Genomic DNA, 15,156 nt, shown 5'->3' with positions numbered 1-15,156 from the left:
AGCAGCAAATGAGTCGTCGTTCAACCGGCTTTGTCGGCGTGTGGGCTGAGGTACAACGGCAGCAGCAGCGCCAGTCGGAAGCCGAAGCCAGACAGCGGAGACAAGCCGCTCAGCAAGCCCGTGCCTACCAACGACGAGCGGCGCAGAGCCACCGCGAATACAGGCAGGCGGAGGCGTTACGTCGCACAGAGGAACTGGACGCGGTAATCGCCACCCTGCAAAGCCTGCTGGCCGCAGGATGCGAGGCTCCGGCTTTCAGGGCGTCCTCACTCATGCGGGCCGAAGACGTCCAGCCTTTCGCTCCGGGTCCGTTGGCGCAGCCGGTCCCCATGCCGGATGCCGACCAATATCAGGCGACCAGTGGTTGGACCGCGAGTCGCCGGGCCCATGCACAGGCCGAGGCGCGGGCGCGTTTCGAGCGGGACTTACAGGCCGCACAGGCAGCGGAGGCTCACCGCCGGCGGCAGCTGGATTCGTATCAGCGGGAGTACCAGCAATGGGCCGACGCCCAGCTGACCGAGGTACGTGAGCACAACGCCGGAGTGTCCGCGATATCCGAAGGCGTACGGCGCCGGGATCCCGATTCCGCGGTCGAGTACTTCTCCGCCGCTCTCTACGCCTCGACGGCCTGGCCCGAAGACTTCCCGCGACAGATAGCAGCGGCGTACGACTCCGCCGCCCGACAGCTGGTGCTCGACTGGGAGCTGCCCGCCTACGACATCGTCCCCGCGGTCAAGTCCGTCCGATACATGTCCGGGACCGACCAGGACAAGGAGACCGCCCGCCCGGAAAGCCAGCGTCGGGCCCTGTACAAGGAGGTTCTCGCGCAGTGCATGTTGCTCGTCCTGCACGAGCTCTTCGCCGCGGACGAACAGGGCGCGCTGGAGTCGGTGGCCCTCAACGGATTCGTCGACGGACATGACCCCGCGACCGGCCGGCCGGGCCACATCTTCCTTGCCACGGTCATGGCCTCGCGCTCTTCGTTCCGTGAGCTGCACTTGGCGCAGGTGGATGCCGGTAGTTGCCTGACCGGCGCGCTGAGAGGCCAGGTATCGACCAGGCCGGACCAACTCACACCGGTTCGGCCGAGCCGCAGGCCACAAGAAGTCGGAAACCGCGTGGTCGCGCACGGCAGCGACGAGGAGCCGGATCTTTACGACATGGACCCGGTGGAATTCGAGAATCTCGTCGCGGACCTCTTCCGGGCCATGGGAATGCAGGCCGTGACGACCCAGCGTTCAAGCGATGGAGGTGTGGACGTCGACGCGCTGGATCCGACACCGATCCGTGGCGGCAAGATCGTCGTCCAGGTGAAGCGCTATCGCAACACGGTGCCGCCCACCGCCGTGCGCGACTTGTACGGGACCGCGCAGGGCGCCGGCGCCAACAAAGGCGTCCTGGTGACGACGTCGGGGTTCGGCCCCGGTTCGCACACCTTCGCCAACGGCAAGCCGCTGGAGCTCATCTCGGGCACCGAACTCGTCGACCTGCTGCATCGTCACGGACTGCGTGGCCGATTGGGCGAGGGGGAGGGCGGTCGGCAAGCATCACCGCAGCCGGCCCAGCCGGCCCAGCCGGACCCGAGCACCCGGCTCCCCGACGACTACAACGTCCTGGGAATGTCGTGGACCGGAAACGTCGCCTTGGACGTGTGTGCGCTCGTCTGCCACGGCAATCGCGTCCTCAGCGACGATCACTTCGTCTTCTTCAACAATCCGCAGACCCCCGACGGCTCTGTGCGTGCTCTTCCCGCGACGGCCCCCGACAAGGCCGCGATCTGTGTCGCCTTCGACGGGCTGCCGGCGGAGGCGGATCGGTTCGTGCTGGTGGCGGCCATCGATCCGGAGGTCAACCCGGACGCGGATCTCTCGGGTTTCACGGATGCGTGCATCCGGCTGCTCGACCCGGTGATGTCGGAGCTGGGACGGCTCGAAGTCTCCGACGGGCGACCGCTCGAGACCGCCTTGGTACTCGGGTCGTTCCGCCGAAGGGCCAGCGGGGACTGGGAGTTCGTCCTCGGCGGCAAGGGCTACAGGGGCGGCCTGGAAGAACTCGTCCAGGACTACGGCATCGAGGTGGAGTAGACCGGCCCGGGCCGCAGCGCGGCCTCAGCCTCGGGCAGCCCCCCGCGTCCACAGTGAGATGTCGCTGCTCGTCGCGACGGCGATGGTTGTTCCGGAGGGGGAGAAGCCGGAGGCTCGGAGTTCGGAGTAGTCGGCGTGGAAGATGTGCCACCACTGTTCTCCGTGCGGGCCGGAGTGGGGCAGGCCGCCGTCGGTGGAGAGCAGGACCCGGTCGTTGGGCCAGGCCGGGGTGACGGCCTCCAGGGTCCAACCGTCCGCGGTGGTGGTGTGGAGCCCTCCGCCGAACAGGCCCGCGATGGCCACGCGGGTGCCACTGATCGGCCCGAGACCGGGGCAGGACAGATCGGAGACCGCGTCCGGGACGCCGTCGTCGGGGTCGGGGTCGCGGTCCCTGGCGATCTTCTCCCCGGTGACGGCGTCGAAGAGGCCGTGACCGTCGTGCGAGACGACCAGGACCAGATCGCGGCCGTCCTCGGGATGCGAGGCGAAGCCGATTCCGAGGAGTCCGCCGACGGGGGTGTAAGCGACGCGCACCCAGGGGGCGGGCGCCGGTACCACGGGAGCGTCGAGAAGCCGTGCCCGCAACTTCTGTTGGTAGGTGGGGAGTTCCGGCTCCGGCTCCGGCTCCCTCTCCAGGTCCGGCTCAGGGGCTGTCCGCTCGGCTGCGGCTGCTCTGTTCGTTCGCTTCTCCACGGTGCCATGATCCACCCTGTGGCCGGACCGGCGGACCGGCGGACGCCGGGCAGAACCGGTCAGGCGAAGGGGTCGTACGGCTCCGGCCAGGCGAGTGCCTTCGCGAAGGCGGTCCGGACCGCGTCGAGGCATTCCTCCGGCGACGGCAGGTTGCCCGTCTGGTGGGCGAGTTGGGCTTCCCACTCCATGTCCGGCAGCGAGGCGAACATGTGCGGCGCGGGAGCCGTTCCGGTGGCCGCGCGCATGAGTTCCGCCGCGTCGGCGCCGATGGAACCCGACCTCGCCAGCGCCCATAGGTCGAACAGATCACGCGGTGCGTGGCGGTCGCCGTACGCGGACACCTTCATGGCGACGAACGCGGACAGCGTCGGCACCGTCAGCACGGCGGGGCCCCGGACATCGCGATAGCGCAGTTCGACCTCGCGCCGCTCGGTCGGCCAGCGCTTCCAGTCGGAGTGGCCCGTGTTCATGGCGAGGAGCTGGACGCGCAGGCGCAGGCCGTCGTCGGTCACCAACTGGGCGGGATCCACCCCGCGCACGCCGGTGAGCGCGGGCTCCCACCGGGAACGGGGGAACTCACGTCGCAGCATGCGGGGGATGGCAGAGTCCAGGGCGGCGGCGACCGCCGGGCGGTCGTCCGTGAACAGATCAATGTCCTCGGAGAGCCGGCCGCCGGACTCCGCGGTCGTGAGATGCGTGCGCGCGAGGGCGGTACCGCCGAAGAACACCACCGGCAGATCCAGCGATGCCAGCGCCCGCAGCACGTGACTGATCAGGTGATCGCGGCGCACCTGCTGCCCGGCCGCGCCGTACTCCGCGCCGACGCGCGTGAGATCACTCCGGTCCAGCATCCGGGTCCCCCTCGATCAGGTGCCGCGCCCTCTGCAGAGCGGCCGTCTTGCGCTGCCCGGCCGCCAGTTCGGCCAGCAGGTCCGTGTCGGCGCGCAGCCACAGCGCGCGCAGTGCCTCGGTGATCGCTTCGGCGGGCAGTCCGCCGAGGGCAGGGCGGGCCGCCAGGTCGAGGAGGGTCTGCTCGGGAGTGGTCACCCACCCGGGGGTCACCTCGGTCTCGATGCGTTCCAGGTCCAGGCCCGCCACATCCCTGCGGACGAAGACGACCTTCCCGAACTCCGTCTCCAGCGGCGGGCGCTGCTTCGGCACGGCGACGAAGGTCACGGCGATCTCGCGCGGCACCGCCCCGAACTGCCGGGCCGCCCCGACGCCCATCAGGGCCGCGCCGTCCTGGCCGTAGTCGGCCCGCCCGATGCCGAGCCCCACCGCGTGGAGGTCGGGGCGCCAAGTGTCGTCGCCGAGATGGCGGCCGGGCACGAGGAGGTAGTAGCCGGTGGCCACGTTGCGCGCGGCCCCCGTCTTGACCAGGCGTGCCATCTCGGGGCGCGGGTGGGCGTATACGTCCGCCGCGTCCCTCGGGCGCAGTACGAGGTTCGTCCTGCGGGCCAGCTCAGGAGGGAGGCCGATCGCCGTCCTCTTCGTCATCAGTACCACCAACGTAGGGTTAAAGCCTACGTTCATCGTAGCTATGGATGCGGGCGCACGCGAGGCGAAGATCGGGGCGCGTTCGCGAAATCGTCACATCACGGAAATACGCCCGTCCCTTCCCCTCCCAAACCACCCCTTACGCTTGATCACAAGCCCAGGCCGATGTCGTCCGGTGGTACGTACCCGTTCCGATGACGACTGGAGCATGTGAGTCCGGTGATCCCGCGCGCAGCTTCTCTTCCGCCCTGGCTCGGCCATGCCCTGCGTACGCAGCGCGGGCCCGTGCCGTGGCACTCCGTGGTGCGGGGTGCCCTTGCCGCGGGGCCGTTGCTGTGCGCGGGCGTGGTCGCCGGGCGGGTGTCCCTCGGGGTGGTGGCCGCTCTCGGGGCCATGCTCGCCGGGTTCAACGACCGGCCCGGCGGTCGGCGCGTCGCCGTGCGGCGCCTCGGGTTGCCCGCGCTGGCGGGCGCGGGCGGGATGCTCTTCGGTGCGTATATCGCCGACCATGTGGGCGGGGCGTATCTGCTGCCCCTGCTGTTCGCCGTGCTCGGGCTCGCCGCCGGTGCCTTCAGTGCCGTCGGGCCCGTCGCCTCGGCCGGCGGCACGCAGCTGCTCGTCGCCGCCGCCATCGGGGCCGGGATGCCCTTGCCGGAGCCGGGCTGGCAGCTGGCGCTGTTCTTCCCCGCCGGAGCCGCGTGGCTGATCCTGCTGAGGCTCCTGCTGCCCTCGCCCTCGCCCTCGCTCTCACCCTCGCCCCGCACGGGGGCGACGTCCGGTGCCGCCCGTCCCTACCGCCTCGACGGCGAGCGTGCCGCCGTCCGCGCCGCGTACGAAGCCGTCGCCGCGCTGCTCGACGCCGTCGGCACCCCACGGGCGACCGCCCGCCGCGCCGCCCTCACCGCCGCGCTCGACCACGCACAGGACGCCCTCTCCGGGCCGCGCCTGCGCCGGCACGCCGGCTCGGCCGCCGAGCGGCGGCTGCACGCGCAGTACCTCGCCGTCCTGCCCCTCGGCGAGGCGGCGACCGCGCTCGCCTGGGCCGGAGTGCCCCTGCCGGAGCGTGCCGGGGAGGGGCCGCGCCGTCTCGCCGCCGCCATCCGCGACGGCGTCCCCTGCGGACCGCTGCCCGCGCCCGCCCGCTCCGGCGCCGGGCTCCGCGCCCTCGACGACGCGCTGCTGCACGCCGCCGAAGCCTTCGACAGCGGCACCGCGCGGCCCCCGCACGGCCGCCGCCGCGGGCCCCTCGACGTACTGCGTACGGCGGCAGGCCCCGGCGGGCGCGAGTACGGCGTGCGCGTCGCGCTCTGCTTCGGGGCCAGCGCCGCCGTCGCGCAGGCCCTGCACCACCCGCACTGGTACTGGCTCCCCGTCACCGCCGTCTTCCTGGTCAAGCCCGACCTCGGGCCGCTGGTCTCCCGCGTCCTGTGCCGCGCCCTGGGCACCGTCATCGGCGCCGTCTTCTTCGCGGGGCTCGCCGCCTTGCTGCCGAAGCCCGCCGGGCTCGTCGCCGTCGTCGCCGTGTGCGGTGCGCTGATACCCGTCGCCACTCGGCACTTCGCCGCCCAGACCGCCGTCGTCACCGTCCTGGTCCTCGCCCTCGTCATGGTGGGCGGGGAGCCGCAGGCCTCCCGGGGACGGATCGGCGAGACCCTGCTGGCCTGCGGGATCGTCCTGCTCGTCGGGCACCTTCCGTGGCCGGTGCAGCGCGGCGGCCGCGTACAGGACCGGCTCTCCGCCGCCCGCGACTGCGCGCACGCCTATCTGCGGCACGTCCTGAGCGGCGCCCACGACGGAGCCCCCGCGGGCGCCGAGCACCGCGCCGCCCGCTGGGCCCTGCGTCGCGACGCCTACCGGACGCTGGCCGAGGCCCGCACCGCGATCGACCTGGCGGCCGCCGAACTCCCCACCCTCGCGAAGCACTCCGCGGGCTCGGAACAGGTGGCGGCCGCCCTCGAACGCCTCGTCGACACCACGACCGCGTGCGCGGTGCACGTCGACGACACGGGACGCCTGCCGCGACGCCACGCCGAGCGCATCGACGCGCTGCTCGCGGAGCTCACCACGGTGGCCTGACGGAGCCAGAAGCCAAGGGCGCGTCTCAGAAGTCCACCCGCACCCTGTCGTCGAGCCGCGCCACCGAATCCTGCGCGTACTCCTTCACGTAGTCCTTGCGGATGTCCTCGATCAGCGCGTCACGCTTGTGCGCCTGCGACGTCGGATACAGCAGGATCAGCTCGTACGAACGCTCACGCTCGATCTTGCCGTTCGAGTCCCGCCACTGGCCGCGGCCGTCCTGCACCGTGAGCCCGTCGGGGAACGACGGCGTCACCTCGTCGTCGATGAACTTCATGAACTGCTTGTCCGTCACATCGGGCCCGCCGTCGGGGCGTTCCGTGCCGAAGAGGAGACGGGTCTCCGTGTACGCGTCGCCGCGCGACACCTGCGTCGTGGTGGTCGTGCCGGGCGTGCGCGTGTCCGTGTCCAGCGAGGCGTACGCGGCGGGGGCGCCGACGGCGAGGACCGCCGTGACGGCCGCGGTCACGGCCAGGCGGGTGCGGGAGACGCGGGGGAGGGTGCGGGCCATGAGGGCTGATCCCTTTCAGCGGGGGTGCAGAGCGGTGTCTGCGGCGGGGGTGCAGCTCGGTTTCTACGGCGTGCGGATCACTGAGTACGTTGATCCATAACGGGCGCAGACAGTAGCGGACACGCCGCGTCCCCCGCCCTCTCCCGCAGGGCCGCACGGCTGGATATCTCTCCCTGCCCGTAAGCCGCCGTCTTCCCTTCCGACACACAAATCCCATACGTTTCCGGGGACTTGACCGCAGCGGTGGAGGGGACGGCCGGTATGAGGGCACGTACAGGAACAGGTCTTGCCACGGCGGTCGCGGCGGTGGCATCGCTGGCGCTGACCGCCGCCGGGCCCGCGAGCGGCACCTCCCTCGCCGCCGACGATCCGGCCCCGCAGTCGCCGTACGCCGCCACCACCGGCGTCGGCGTCCACAACGCCTACGAGAAGGCGAAGTACCCGTACTTCGCCGACGCGCTCGACTCCGGCGCCGGGATGCTCGAACTCGACGTGTGGACCAATGTGTTCGGCAGCGGCTGGCGCGTCTCGCACAGCAACCCGGTCGGGAACGACAACAACTGCGAGAACGCCGCGACTGCGGCCGAATTGCGCACCAAGTCCCGCAACCAGAGCTTCGCGGGCTGCCTCACGGACATGAAGAGCTGGCACGACGCCCACCCCGGCCACCGGCCCATCCTCCTGAAGGTGGAGCTCAAGGACGGCTTCCAGGGGAAGAACGGACGCGGGCCCGCCGACCTCGACGCCCTCCTCAAGAGCAAGCTCGGCGACGCCGTCTACCGCCCCGGACAGCTCACCGGCGGCCACGCCACCCTCGACGACGCGGTACGCAGCGACGGCTGGCCCCGGCGCGGCGACCTCGCGGGCAAGTTCATCGTCGAGCTCATCCCCGGCACCGTCGAGCAGGGCAACCCGGCCGACACCCTGTGGACGGACCGCGAGTACGCCACGCACCTGCGCGACCTCGCGGCTGCCGGACGCCTCGGCGATGCCGCGGCCTTCCCCGCCGTGCTCGGCGCCGAGGCGGGCGACCCGCGCGGGCGGTACGCGGACGCGGCGATCCGCCCCTGGTTCGTGCTGTTCGACGGCGACGCGTCGAAGTACGCGGGCGGCACCATCGACACCAAGTGGTACGCCGACCGGCGCTATCTGGTCGTCATGTCCGACGCCCACAACGTCGCCCCGGCGATCGACTCCGTGAACCCGACCGAGACGCAGGCCCGCGACCGCGTCGCCTTGCTCGCACGAGGCAACGCCAGCATCGTCTCGTCGGACTGGTACCCGCTGCCGGGCGTCCTGTCGACGGTGGTGCCGCGCGGCTAGGCGGTCACGGCCGGCGCCGGGCTAGCGCTCGATCCGTATCCACACCGGGGCGTGGTCCGAGCCCGGCGCGTTCCGGCGGCCGGCCGGGTCCTCGTCCCCGACCGACGGCAGCGCGGTCGCCGCCGTGCCGGGTACGCCCGTGCCCGCCTCGGTGACCAGGCTCAGGAAGCTGCGGCTCACCAGGACGTGGTCGATCAGTTCGCGGCGCCCCGCGTGGATACGGGAGTAGCGCTGCTCGGCCGGGATGAGCGGGGCCGTGTTCCACAGCCGCTGCGCGTCGCCCTTGTCCGGATGCTCGAAGCCGGGCGTGCCGATCTCCGAGCCCGGCGGGCCGAGCAGGATCTGCGTCGTCGCCGCCGACACCTCGTCGTTCAGGTCGCCCAGCACCACGACGTCGTGGTGGCGGCCGTCGCCCTTCAGGAGCCGGTCGGCCACCGAGCGCAGCAGCGCGGCCTCGGCCGAACGCCGGTACAGCGCGTACGCCCCGAAGCGGGCCCGCTCGCCCTCGTCCCGCGGCTGGAACCGGCCGCCGGGGTACGAGAGGAGCTTCGACTTCAGATGGCAGACGGCCACGTCGAAGAAGAAGGCGCGCGTCGTCACCGTCACCGCGAGCATCCCGCGCCCCGCCCGGTCCGCCGGCTTGCCCGTGTCGTCGCCCTGCACCGGGCGCAGCGGCGCGGGGAAGCGGTTCTCGTCGGCCACGACGAACACCGGGAGCGAACTGAGGAAGCCGACCCGGATACCGCGCTCGTCCGCGTGCTCCGAGAGCGTGGTGTGCCAGGTGCCCTCCAGCATCCCGGCCAGATCCGCCAGCGCCTCCGGGTCGCCGACCTCCTGCACGCCGAGCACGCTCGGGTTCAGTGCCTTGATCGTCGCCGCGAGCGAGGCGAGCTTCGCCTCGTACGCGGCCTTGTCCTTGGGCCCGAACTTGCCGCCGGGCCGGTACAGGTTCTCCAGGTTCCAGGTGCCGAGGAGCATGGCGGGCTCCAACTGTTCGCGCGCGGGCGGTCGGTTGACGTCAGCGTGCTCGCGAAACGGGCGACGCGACAGGGCACGGGATGCGCACTCCCCGTACCGTGAAGAGATGACGCCGCCTCCCGCGCACGGCCCCGCCGATCTCGTCATCACGGGCTGCACGGCCCTCGTGCACGACGCCGGCCGGGCCGGTTTCCTCGACGACGCGGCCGTCGTCGTACGCGACGGCCGCATCGACGCCGTCACCACCACCCCCGCGGTCGCGGACCTCCCGGCCGCCGAGCGCATCGACGCACACGGCCAGGCGGCCCTGCCCGGTCTGATCAACTGCCATACGCACACGCCGATGGTGGCCCTGCGGGGCATCGCCGAGGATCTGCCGGCGCACGAGTGGTTCAACGACTGGATCTGGCCCATCGAGTCCAACCTGACCGAGCGCGTCGTCGGACTCGGCGCGCGCCTCGCCTGCGCCGAGATGATCCGGGGCGGCACGACGACCTTCGCCGACCACTACTTCGCGATGGACACCGTCGCCGACGTCGTGGCGCAGAGCGGTCTGCGCGCCAATCTCGGCGCGGCCTTCTTCTCCTCCCAGGGGCCCGAGGGCCGCGCCGCGTCCCTGGAGTTCGCGCTGCGAAGGCGCGGCGACGCGGACGGCCGCATCACCACCTCGCTCGCCCCGCACGCCCCGTACACCGTCGACGACGCCGACCTCGCCGCGACCGCCGAACTCGCCCGCGAACACGGACTGATGGTCCATCTGCACGCCGCCGAGGACCGCTCCCAGACCGACAACAGCCTGGAGCGCCACGGCCGCACCCCCGTGGAGATCCTGCACCGCACGGGCCTGCTCGACGTCGACGTCCTGATCGCGCACGGCACCGGCATCCTCGACCGCGACCTGCCGGTGCTCCGGCGGGGCACGGGACGCATCGCCGTGGCGACCGCGCCGCGCGGCTACCTCAAGTTCGGCTGGGACACCACGCCCGTGCGCGCCCTGCGCGAGATCGGCATTCCCGTGGGCCTCGCCACGGACGGCGCCGCGTCCAACAACACCCTGGACGTATGGGAGTCCATGACGCTCACCGCACTCGTGCAGAAGTCCGTCCAGAGCGACCCGTCCTGGCTGACCGCGCGCCAGGCCCTCGACCACGCCACCCTGCAGAGCGCGGCGGCCGTCGGCCTCGGCGACGAGATCGGCAGCCTCGCGCCCGGCCGCCGCGCCGACATCATCCTCGTGGACCTCGACGGGCCGCACACCCGGCCCGTGCACGACCTCGCGGCCACGCTCGTGCACAGCGCGCGCTCGTCGGACGTCACCACGACGATCGTCGACGGACGGATCCTGATGCGCGACCGGCGGCTGCTCACCCTCGATGTGCCGCAGATCGTCGCGGAGTTGGACGCCGAACTGCCCGCCCTGATCGACCGCAGCCACGGAAAGCGCATCCAGGACTACGAGGGCTGACAGCGACTGGGGCGGGAGTGCTGCCTAGGGTGGAGGCCATGTCACACGCCCCGCACCCGGACCCCGCCGACGGCCTCAGCGACAGCGCGGACCCCGCCGACGGCCTCATCGACGACCCGTACGGCACCTACGCGCGCCTGCGCGACACCGCCCCCGTGCACCGGGTCGCGGGGCCCGACGGCAGCCCGGCCTGGCTGGTCACGCGGTACGACGACGTACGCGCCGCGCTCGCCGACCCGCGGCTCTCGCTCGACAAGAGCCATGCGCTGCCCGGCGGCTACCGGGGCTTCGCGCTGCCGCCCGCCCTGGACGCGAACCTGCTCAACATGGACCCGCCCGATCACACCCGCATCCGGCGCCTGGTCGTCAAGGCGTTCACGTCACGCCGGGTGGAGAGCCTGCGCGCCCCGATCCGCCGCACCGCCGACGAACTCCTCGACGCCGTCGAGCCGTTGGGCCGTGCCGACCTCGTCGCCGCGTACGCCGCCCCGCTGCCCATCACCGTCATCTGCGACCTCCTGGGCGTGCCCGCCGGGCACCGCCCGGACTTCCGGGCCTGGACCGACGCCCTGATCACGCCCGACCCCGCGCGGCCCCAAGGCGCGAAGGAGGCCGTCGTCGCGATGCTCGGCTTCTTCACGCAACTCCTCGCGGAGAAGCGCAAGGAGCCCGCCGACGACCTGCTGTCCGACCTCATCGCCGTACGGGACGAAGGCGAGGGAAGCCAGGACCGGCTCACCGAGGACGAGCTGATGTCGCTCGCCTTCCTGATCCTCTTCGCCGGATACGAGAACACCGTCCAGCTCATCGGCAACGCGGCCCTCGCACTCCTGCGGCACCCCGAACAGCTCGCTGCCCTGCGCACGGACCCGGCTCTGATCCCGGCGGCGGTCGAGGAGTTCAGCCGCTACGAAGGCCCCGCCCTGCTCGCCATCCGCCGCTTCCCCCTGGAAGACCTCACCATCGGCGGCGTCACCGTCCCCGCAGGCGAGACCGTCCTGCTCTCCCCGTCGGCCGCCAACCGCGACCCGCGCCGCTTCCCCGACCCCGACCGCCTGGACATCACCCGCGACACCACGGGCCAGCTCGCCCTCGGCCACGGCATCCACCACTGCGTCGGCGCACCCCTGGCCCGCCTGGAGACGGCGACCGCACTGGCCGCGCTCGTCGAACGCTTCCCCCGCCTCGCACTGGACGTATCGCCGCAGGAGCTGCGGTGGCGTCCCTCGATGCGGGCGCGCGGACTGCTCGCGCTCCCGGTGACGTTCTGAAGCCCGCCCGGGCTCTCCCGGATTCTTTTGAAGTTTCTTCGGCGGGACCGATGAGTTCCGATGATCCCGCAGGTCACCCCTCGTAGAAGTACGGATCCGAGGGGCGGGTCCGCAGGAGGGACTGACGGACCATGGGACTTCCCGGCATCGTCACACGCGCGCAGTGGCTCGCCGCGCGCGAGGAACTGCTCGCCAAGGAGAAGGCGCAGACCAGGGCGCGTGACGCGCTCAACGCCGAGCGGCGTCGGCTGCCGATGGTCGAGATCGACAAGGAGTACCTGTTCGACGGTTCCGACGGCAAGGCGACCCTGTTCGACCTCTTCGACGGGGACAGCCAACTCATCGTCTACCACTTCATGTTCGCCCCGGAGTGGGACGCGGGATGCCGCAGCTGCTCGGCCTTCATGGACCAGATCGGGCACCTCGCCCACCTGCGGGCCCGCAGCACGAACTTCATCGCCGTCTCCCGCGCCCCCTTCACCAAGATCCTGCCCTTCAAGGCGCGGATGGGCTGGACGGTGCCGTGGTACTCCTCGTACGACAGCGACTTCAACCACGACTTCGACGCCACCCTCGGCGAGGGCGACGAGACCCGCGAGCAGCCCGGTCTCAGCTGCTTCCTGCGCGACGGCGACCGCGTCTTCCACACGTACTCGACGTACGACCGGGGCCTGGACTGGGTGGGCTCGTACTCCAGCCTCTTCGACCTCACCGCTCTCGGCCGGCAGGAGGAGTGGGAGGAGCCCAAGGGGCGCTCGACGGGGCTCGGGGCTCCGGCGGGCAGCCCCCGGCTGCGGTACCACGACGAGTACGAGATGTGAGGAACCGCCACAACCCGGTGTCAGGTGCGTCACGTTGCGAGTCTTTTCCGACCCTCGGCGCGTTCTACTCCGAAAGAGTCCATGAGGACTCTCAACGGGGGAGCAGTAAGGACGATGATGAACAGCCGAGTGGTACTTGAACGCTTTCCGGCCGGCGGGCCGCGGGGATCGTGGCCCGCGGAGAAGTTCGCGGAGGCCCGCCGCATGGAGGGGCAGCAGGCGGAGGTCGTGATGGACCTCGCGTCCGACGCCTTCCTGGTGATCGTGCGAGGAGGACCCGCCGCGACCGCCGTGACGGACCTGGCCGAGATAGTCGCCGCCGCGTAGGCGGCCCGGTGAACGCCCCTTCCCTCAGCGCTCGGCGTGCCCGTTCGGTGAGGGAACCCCGGTCGTGAACTGGTCGGCCTGCAAGGCGTAGAGCTCCGCGTAGACACCACCCGTCCGCAGCAGGTCGTCCGGGGTGCCCGACTCCACCAGGCGCCCTCCCTCCAGGACATGGACGAGGTCCGCGTGGCGCACCGACGCCAGGCGGTGGGTGATGAGGACGACGGTCTGGCCCGTACCGGCAAGAGCCCTGATTTTCTCGAAGACCTCCAGCTCGGCGCGGGCGTCGAGCGCCGCCGTCGGCTCGTCCACGACGAGGATGCTGCCGCGCCGGTACGCGGCCCGCGCGATGCCGAGCCGCTGCCACTGGCCGCCCGACAGCTCGTGCCCGCCGGTGAACGCGCGCGCGAGGAGCGTGTCGAGCCCGCGCGGCAGATCGGCCACGACGTCCCCGGCACCCGCCTCGCCGACCGAGGTGCCGATCCGGTCGTCCGTGAGCGGCACCGACGACCGGCCGATCGCGATGTTCACGCGCGCCGTGAACGGCCAGCGCTTGAAGTCCTGCGCGACCATCGCGATGCGCTCCGCGAGCTGATGCCGGTCCGCCGTCGCGGCGTCGACGTCGTCCCACAGGATCCGGCCGTCCTTCGGCGCGTACAGGCCCGCGAGCAGCTTCACCAGCGTGGTTTTTCCGGAGCCGTTCTCGCCCACGAGAGCGACGATCTTCCCGGTGGGCAGCGAGAGGGAGATGTCGCTGAGCGCGTCCCTGCCCGAGGTGCCCGGATAGCGGAAGGTGACGTTCTCGAACCGTATCTCCCGCGGTTCCGGCGGGAGTTCGGCGCCGCCGACCGGGATGGCGCGCTGCTCCGCCTCCACGAAGAGCCGCTCCAGATCGCCGACGAACATGGCGTCCTCGTGCAGGGAGTTGATCTCCACGACGAGCGTGTCGAGGCTGGCGGAGCCGGTGCGGATCGCGATGACGGCGGTACCCGCGACGGACAGCGCCATCGCCCCGGCGAGCAGCAGACCGCCGAGCGTCGCATACGTCACCACGGTGGCGAGGCCCGTCCAGGCCGCCGCGATCAGGCCCGTACGGGCGGCGAGCCGCGCCAGGCGGGCCTGCTCCTCCTCCGCGGCCTCCGACATGGACCGGAAGTGCCGCAGCAGGAACGGGCCCACGCCGTGCACCCGGATCTCCGGGGCCGCGCCCGCCTCGGTGAGCAGGCTGCCGATGAGGCGCCCCGCGCGGGCGTGCTGCACCCAGGCGTGGAAGGAGACGTAACGGCGCCGGGCGATCGTCAGGGCGCTCCACGCGCTCGGCAAGACCATCGTCACCAGGAGCGGAAGCAGCAGCGGATGCAGGACGGTGAGGACGCTCGCCGCCGCGATCAGCGAGATCAGTGCGTTCATCACACGCGTGGCGATGCCGATCATGCGGCGGGCGGACGCGGCTCCGTACTGTGCGGTGTCCAGCAGCTTGTGGAACGCGTCGTCCTCGATGGCCGACAGCTCCACCGAAGCGGCCTTCTCCAGGTACTGCTCGGTGGCGACGCGCTCCACCTTCGGTTCAAGACGGCCCGTCGCGTACGTCGACACGGCGCGCAGCAGCGCGGCCAGGAACAGTACGCACGCCACCGCGACCAGGGCGGGCGTCGCACCGTGCAGCCGGTCCGCCACCGGCGCGTCGGTCATCAGATGCCCGAGGACGCTGTTCACCGCGAGGAGGCTCACCGCCTGGGCGATGCCGCGGCCCGCCTCGGCGCCGACGACGATGCGTGCGGCCTGCGGGTCGGCCTGCTGGGCGAGCCGGAAGCTGGCGGCGAGCAGCGTGGGAAGCCGCTTCACCATGGACCGGAACCCCAGCTGGAGGAAGGCCTCCTCGTACTGGGCCCAGCCCGTGTCGTAGCGCAGGGGGCCGCCGAAGAGCAGCGCCTCCGAGTCCGAAGTCCTGCTGCGTGCGCGGTAGTTGTCCTGCCTTCTGCTGTATTTCCGCTTGTCGTTCGTCTGCTTCTCCTTCTGCGTCTGGCGTACGTCCTGTGCCGGCTTGCAACCCCGGGCAACTGTTGCCGGTTCGCCCGGGCCGCAGTGCCATACCCCGTGCAGGCAACTCCGC

13 protein-coding genes are annotated in these 15,156 nt (G+C 71.7%); 7 read left to right on the top strand and 6 right to left on the bottom strand.

What is annotated here, in order from left to right; all coding sequences use genetic code 11:
* The first annotated feature begins 8 nt into the window (after nucleotides 1–8).
* Complete coding sequence (locus tag ABZ906_RS14285; protein ID WP_361383155.1) at nucleotides 9–2,084, top strand: restriction endonuclease; 2,076 nt, start codon at nucleotides 9–11, stop codon at nucleotides 2,082–2,084.
* 24 nt (nucleotides 2,085–2,108) lie between these two features.
* Here the strand turns inward: ABZ906_RS14285 and ABZ906_RS14280 are convergent, their stop codons facing one another.
* From ABZ906_RS14280 to ABZ906_RS14270, 3 genes are all read right to left on the bottom strand, one after another.
* Nucleotides 2,109–2,720, bottom strand: coding sequence for a hypothetical protein (locus ABZ906_RS14280; protein WP_361383152.1), 612 nt, complete (start codon nucleotides 2,718–2,720; stop codon nucleotides 2,109–2,111).
* A 116-nt stretch (nucleotides 2,721–2,836) separates the two neighbouring features.
* Complete coding sequence (locus ABZ906_RS14275; protein ID WP_361381826.1) at nucleotides 2,837–3,628, bottom strand: nucleotidyl transferase AbiEii/AbiGii toxin family protein; 792 nt, start codon at nucleotides 3,626–3,628, stop codon at nucleotides 2,837–2,839.
* Nucleotides 3,612–4,274 carry a type IV toxin-antitoxin system AbiEi family antitoxin gene (locus ABZ906_RS14270; RefSeq protein WP_361381823.1) on the bottom strand — a complete coding sequence of 221 codons (663 nt, stop codon included), beginning with the start codon at nucleotides 4,272–4,274 and terminating at the stop codon, nucleotides 3,612–3,614. Before ABZ906_RS14270 ends, ABZ906_RS14275 begins: the two co-directional genes overlap by 17 nt.
* Before the next feature lie 219 nt (nucleotides 4,275–4,493).
* On the opposite strand from ABZ906_RS14270, the gene ABZ906_RS14265 reads away from it, so the two are divergent.
* Entirely contained in the window at nucleotides 4,494–6,350 is a 1,857-nt protein-coding gene (locus ABZ906_RS14265) for an FUSC family protein (RefSeq protein WP_361381820.1), read from the top strand.
* 25 nt (nucleotides 6,351–6,375) lie between these two features.
* On the opposite strand, the gene ABZ906_RS14260 is transcribed toward ABZ906_RS14265, so the two are convergent.
* Nucleotides 6,376–6,861 (bottom strand): DUF3574 domain-containing protein, encoded by a 486-nt coding sequence (locus ABZ906_RS14260; protein WP_361188501.1) that lies wholly within the window; start codon nucleotides 6,859–6,861, stop codon nucleotides 6,376–6,378.
* 261 nt (nucleotides 6,862–7,122) lie between these two features.
* Between ABZ906_RS14260 and ABZ906_RS14255 the strand changes: the two genes are divergently transcribed.
* Nucleotides 7,123–8,184: a phosphatidylinositol-specific phospholipase C domain-containing protein gene (locus ABZ906_RS14255; protein WP_361381818.1), complete on the top strand. Its 1,062-nt coding sequence runs from the start codon at nucleotides 7,123–7,125 to the stop codon at nucleotides 8,182–8,184.
* A 21-nt stretch (nucleotides 8,185–8,205) separates the two neighbouring features.
* Here the strand turns inward: ABZ906_RS14255 and ABZ906_RS14250 are convergent, their stop codons facing one another.
* Complete coding sequence (locus ABZ906_RS14250) at nucleotides 8,206–9,162, bottom strand: endonuclease/exonuclease/phosphatase family protein (protein WP_361381815.1); 957 nt, start codon at nucleotides 9,160–9,162, stop codon at nucleotides 8,206–8,208.
* A 106-nt stretch (nucleotides 9,163–9,268) separates the two neighbouring features.
* Between ABZ906_RS14250 and ABZ906_RS14245 the strand changes: the two genes are divergently transcribed.
* The 4 genes from ABZ906_RS14245 to ABZ906_RS14230 all read left to right on the top strand — a co-directional run bounded on the left by ABZ906_RS14245 (nucleotide 9,269) and on the right by ABZ906_RS14230 (nucleotide 13,046).
* Nucleotides 9,269–10,627 (top strand): amidohydrolase, encoded by a 1,359-nt coding sequence (locus tag ABZ906_RS14245; protein ID WP_361381812.1) that lies wholly within the window; start codon nucleotides 9,269–9,271, stop codon nucleotides 10,625–10,627.
* A 38-nt stretch (nucleotides 10,628–10,665) separates the two neighbouring features.
* Nucleotides 10,666–11,898: a cytochrome P450 gene (locus tag ABZ906_RS14240; protein WP_361381809.1), complete on the top strand. Its 1,233-nt coding sequence runs from the start codon at nucleotides 10,666–10,668 to the stop codon at nucleotides 11,896–11,898.
* A 131-nt stretch (nucleotides 11,899–12,029) separates the two neighbouring features.
* Nucleotides 12,030–12,719, top strand: a complete 690-nt coding sequence (locus ABZ906_RS14235; protein WP_361381806.1) for a DUF899 domain-containing protein — start codon at nucleotides 12,030–12,032, stop codon at nucleotides 12,717–12,719.
* A gap of 117 nt (nucleotides 12,720–12,836) precedes the next feature.
* Nucleotides 12,837–13,046 carry a hypothetical protein gene (locus tag ABZ906_RS14230; RefSeq protein ID WP_361188489.1) on the top strand — a complete coding sequence of 70 codons (210 nt, stop codon included), beginning with the start codon at nucleotides 12,837–12,839 and terminating at the stop codon, nucleotides 13,044–13,046.
* A gap of 24 nt (nucleotides 13,047–13,070) precedes the next feature.
* Here ABZ906_RS14230 and ABZ906_RS14225 read toward each other — a convergent pair whose 3' ends face one another.
* On the bottom strand, nucleotides 13,071–14,972 hold the full coding sequence (locus ABZ906_RS14225; RefSeq protein ID WP_361383149.1) for an ABC transporter ATP-binding protein: 1,902 nt from the start codon (nucleotides 14,970–14,972) through the stop codon (nucleotides 13,071–13,073).
* Nucleotides 14,973–15,156: the final 184 nt, after the last annotated feature.

Origin of the sequence: Streptomyces sp. NPDC046925, assembly GCF_040644915.1 — a bacterium.
Classification (GTDB): Bacteria; Actinomycetota; Actinomycetes; order Streptomycetales; family Streptomycetaceae; genus Streptomyces.
Note: the sequence above shows the minus strand (reverse complement) of the source record. Positions and strands in the feature narration are given on the sequence as shown.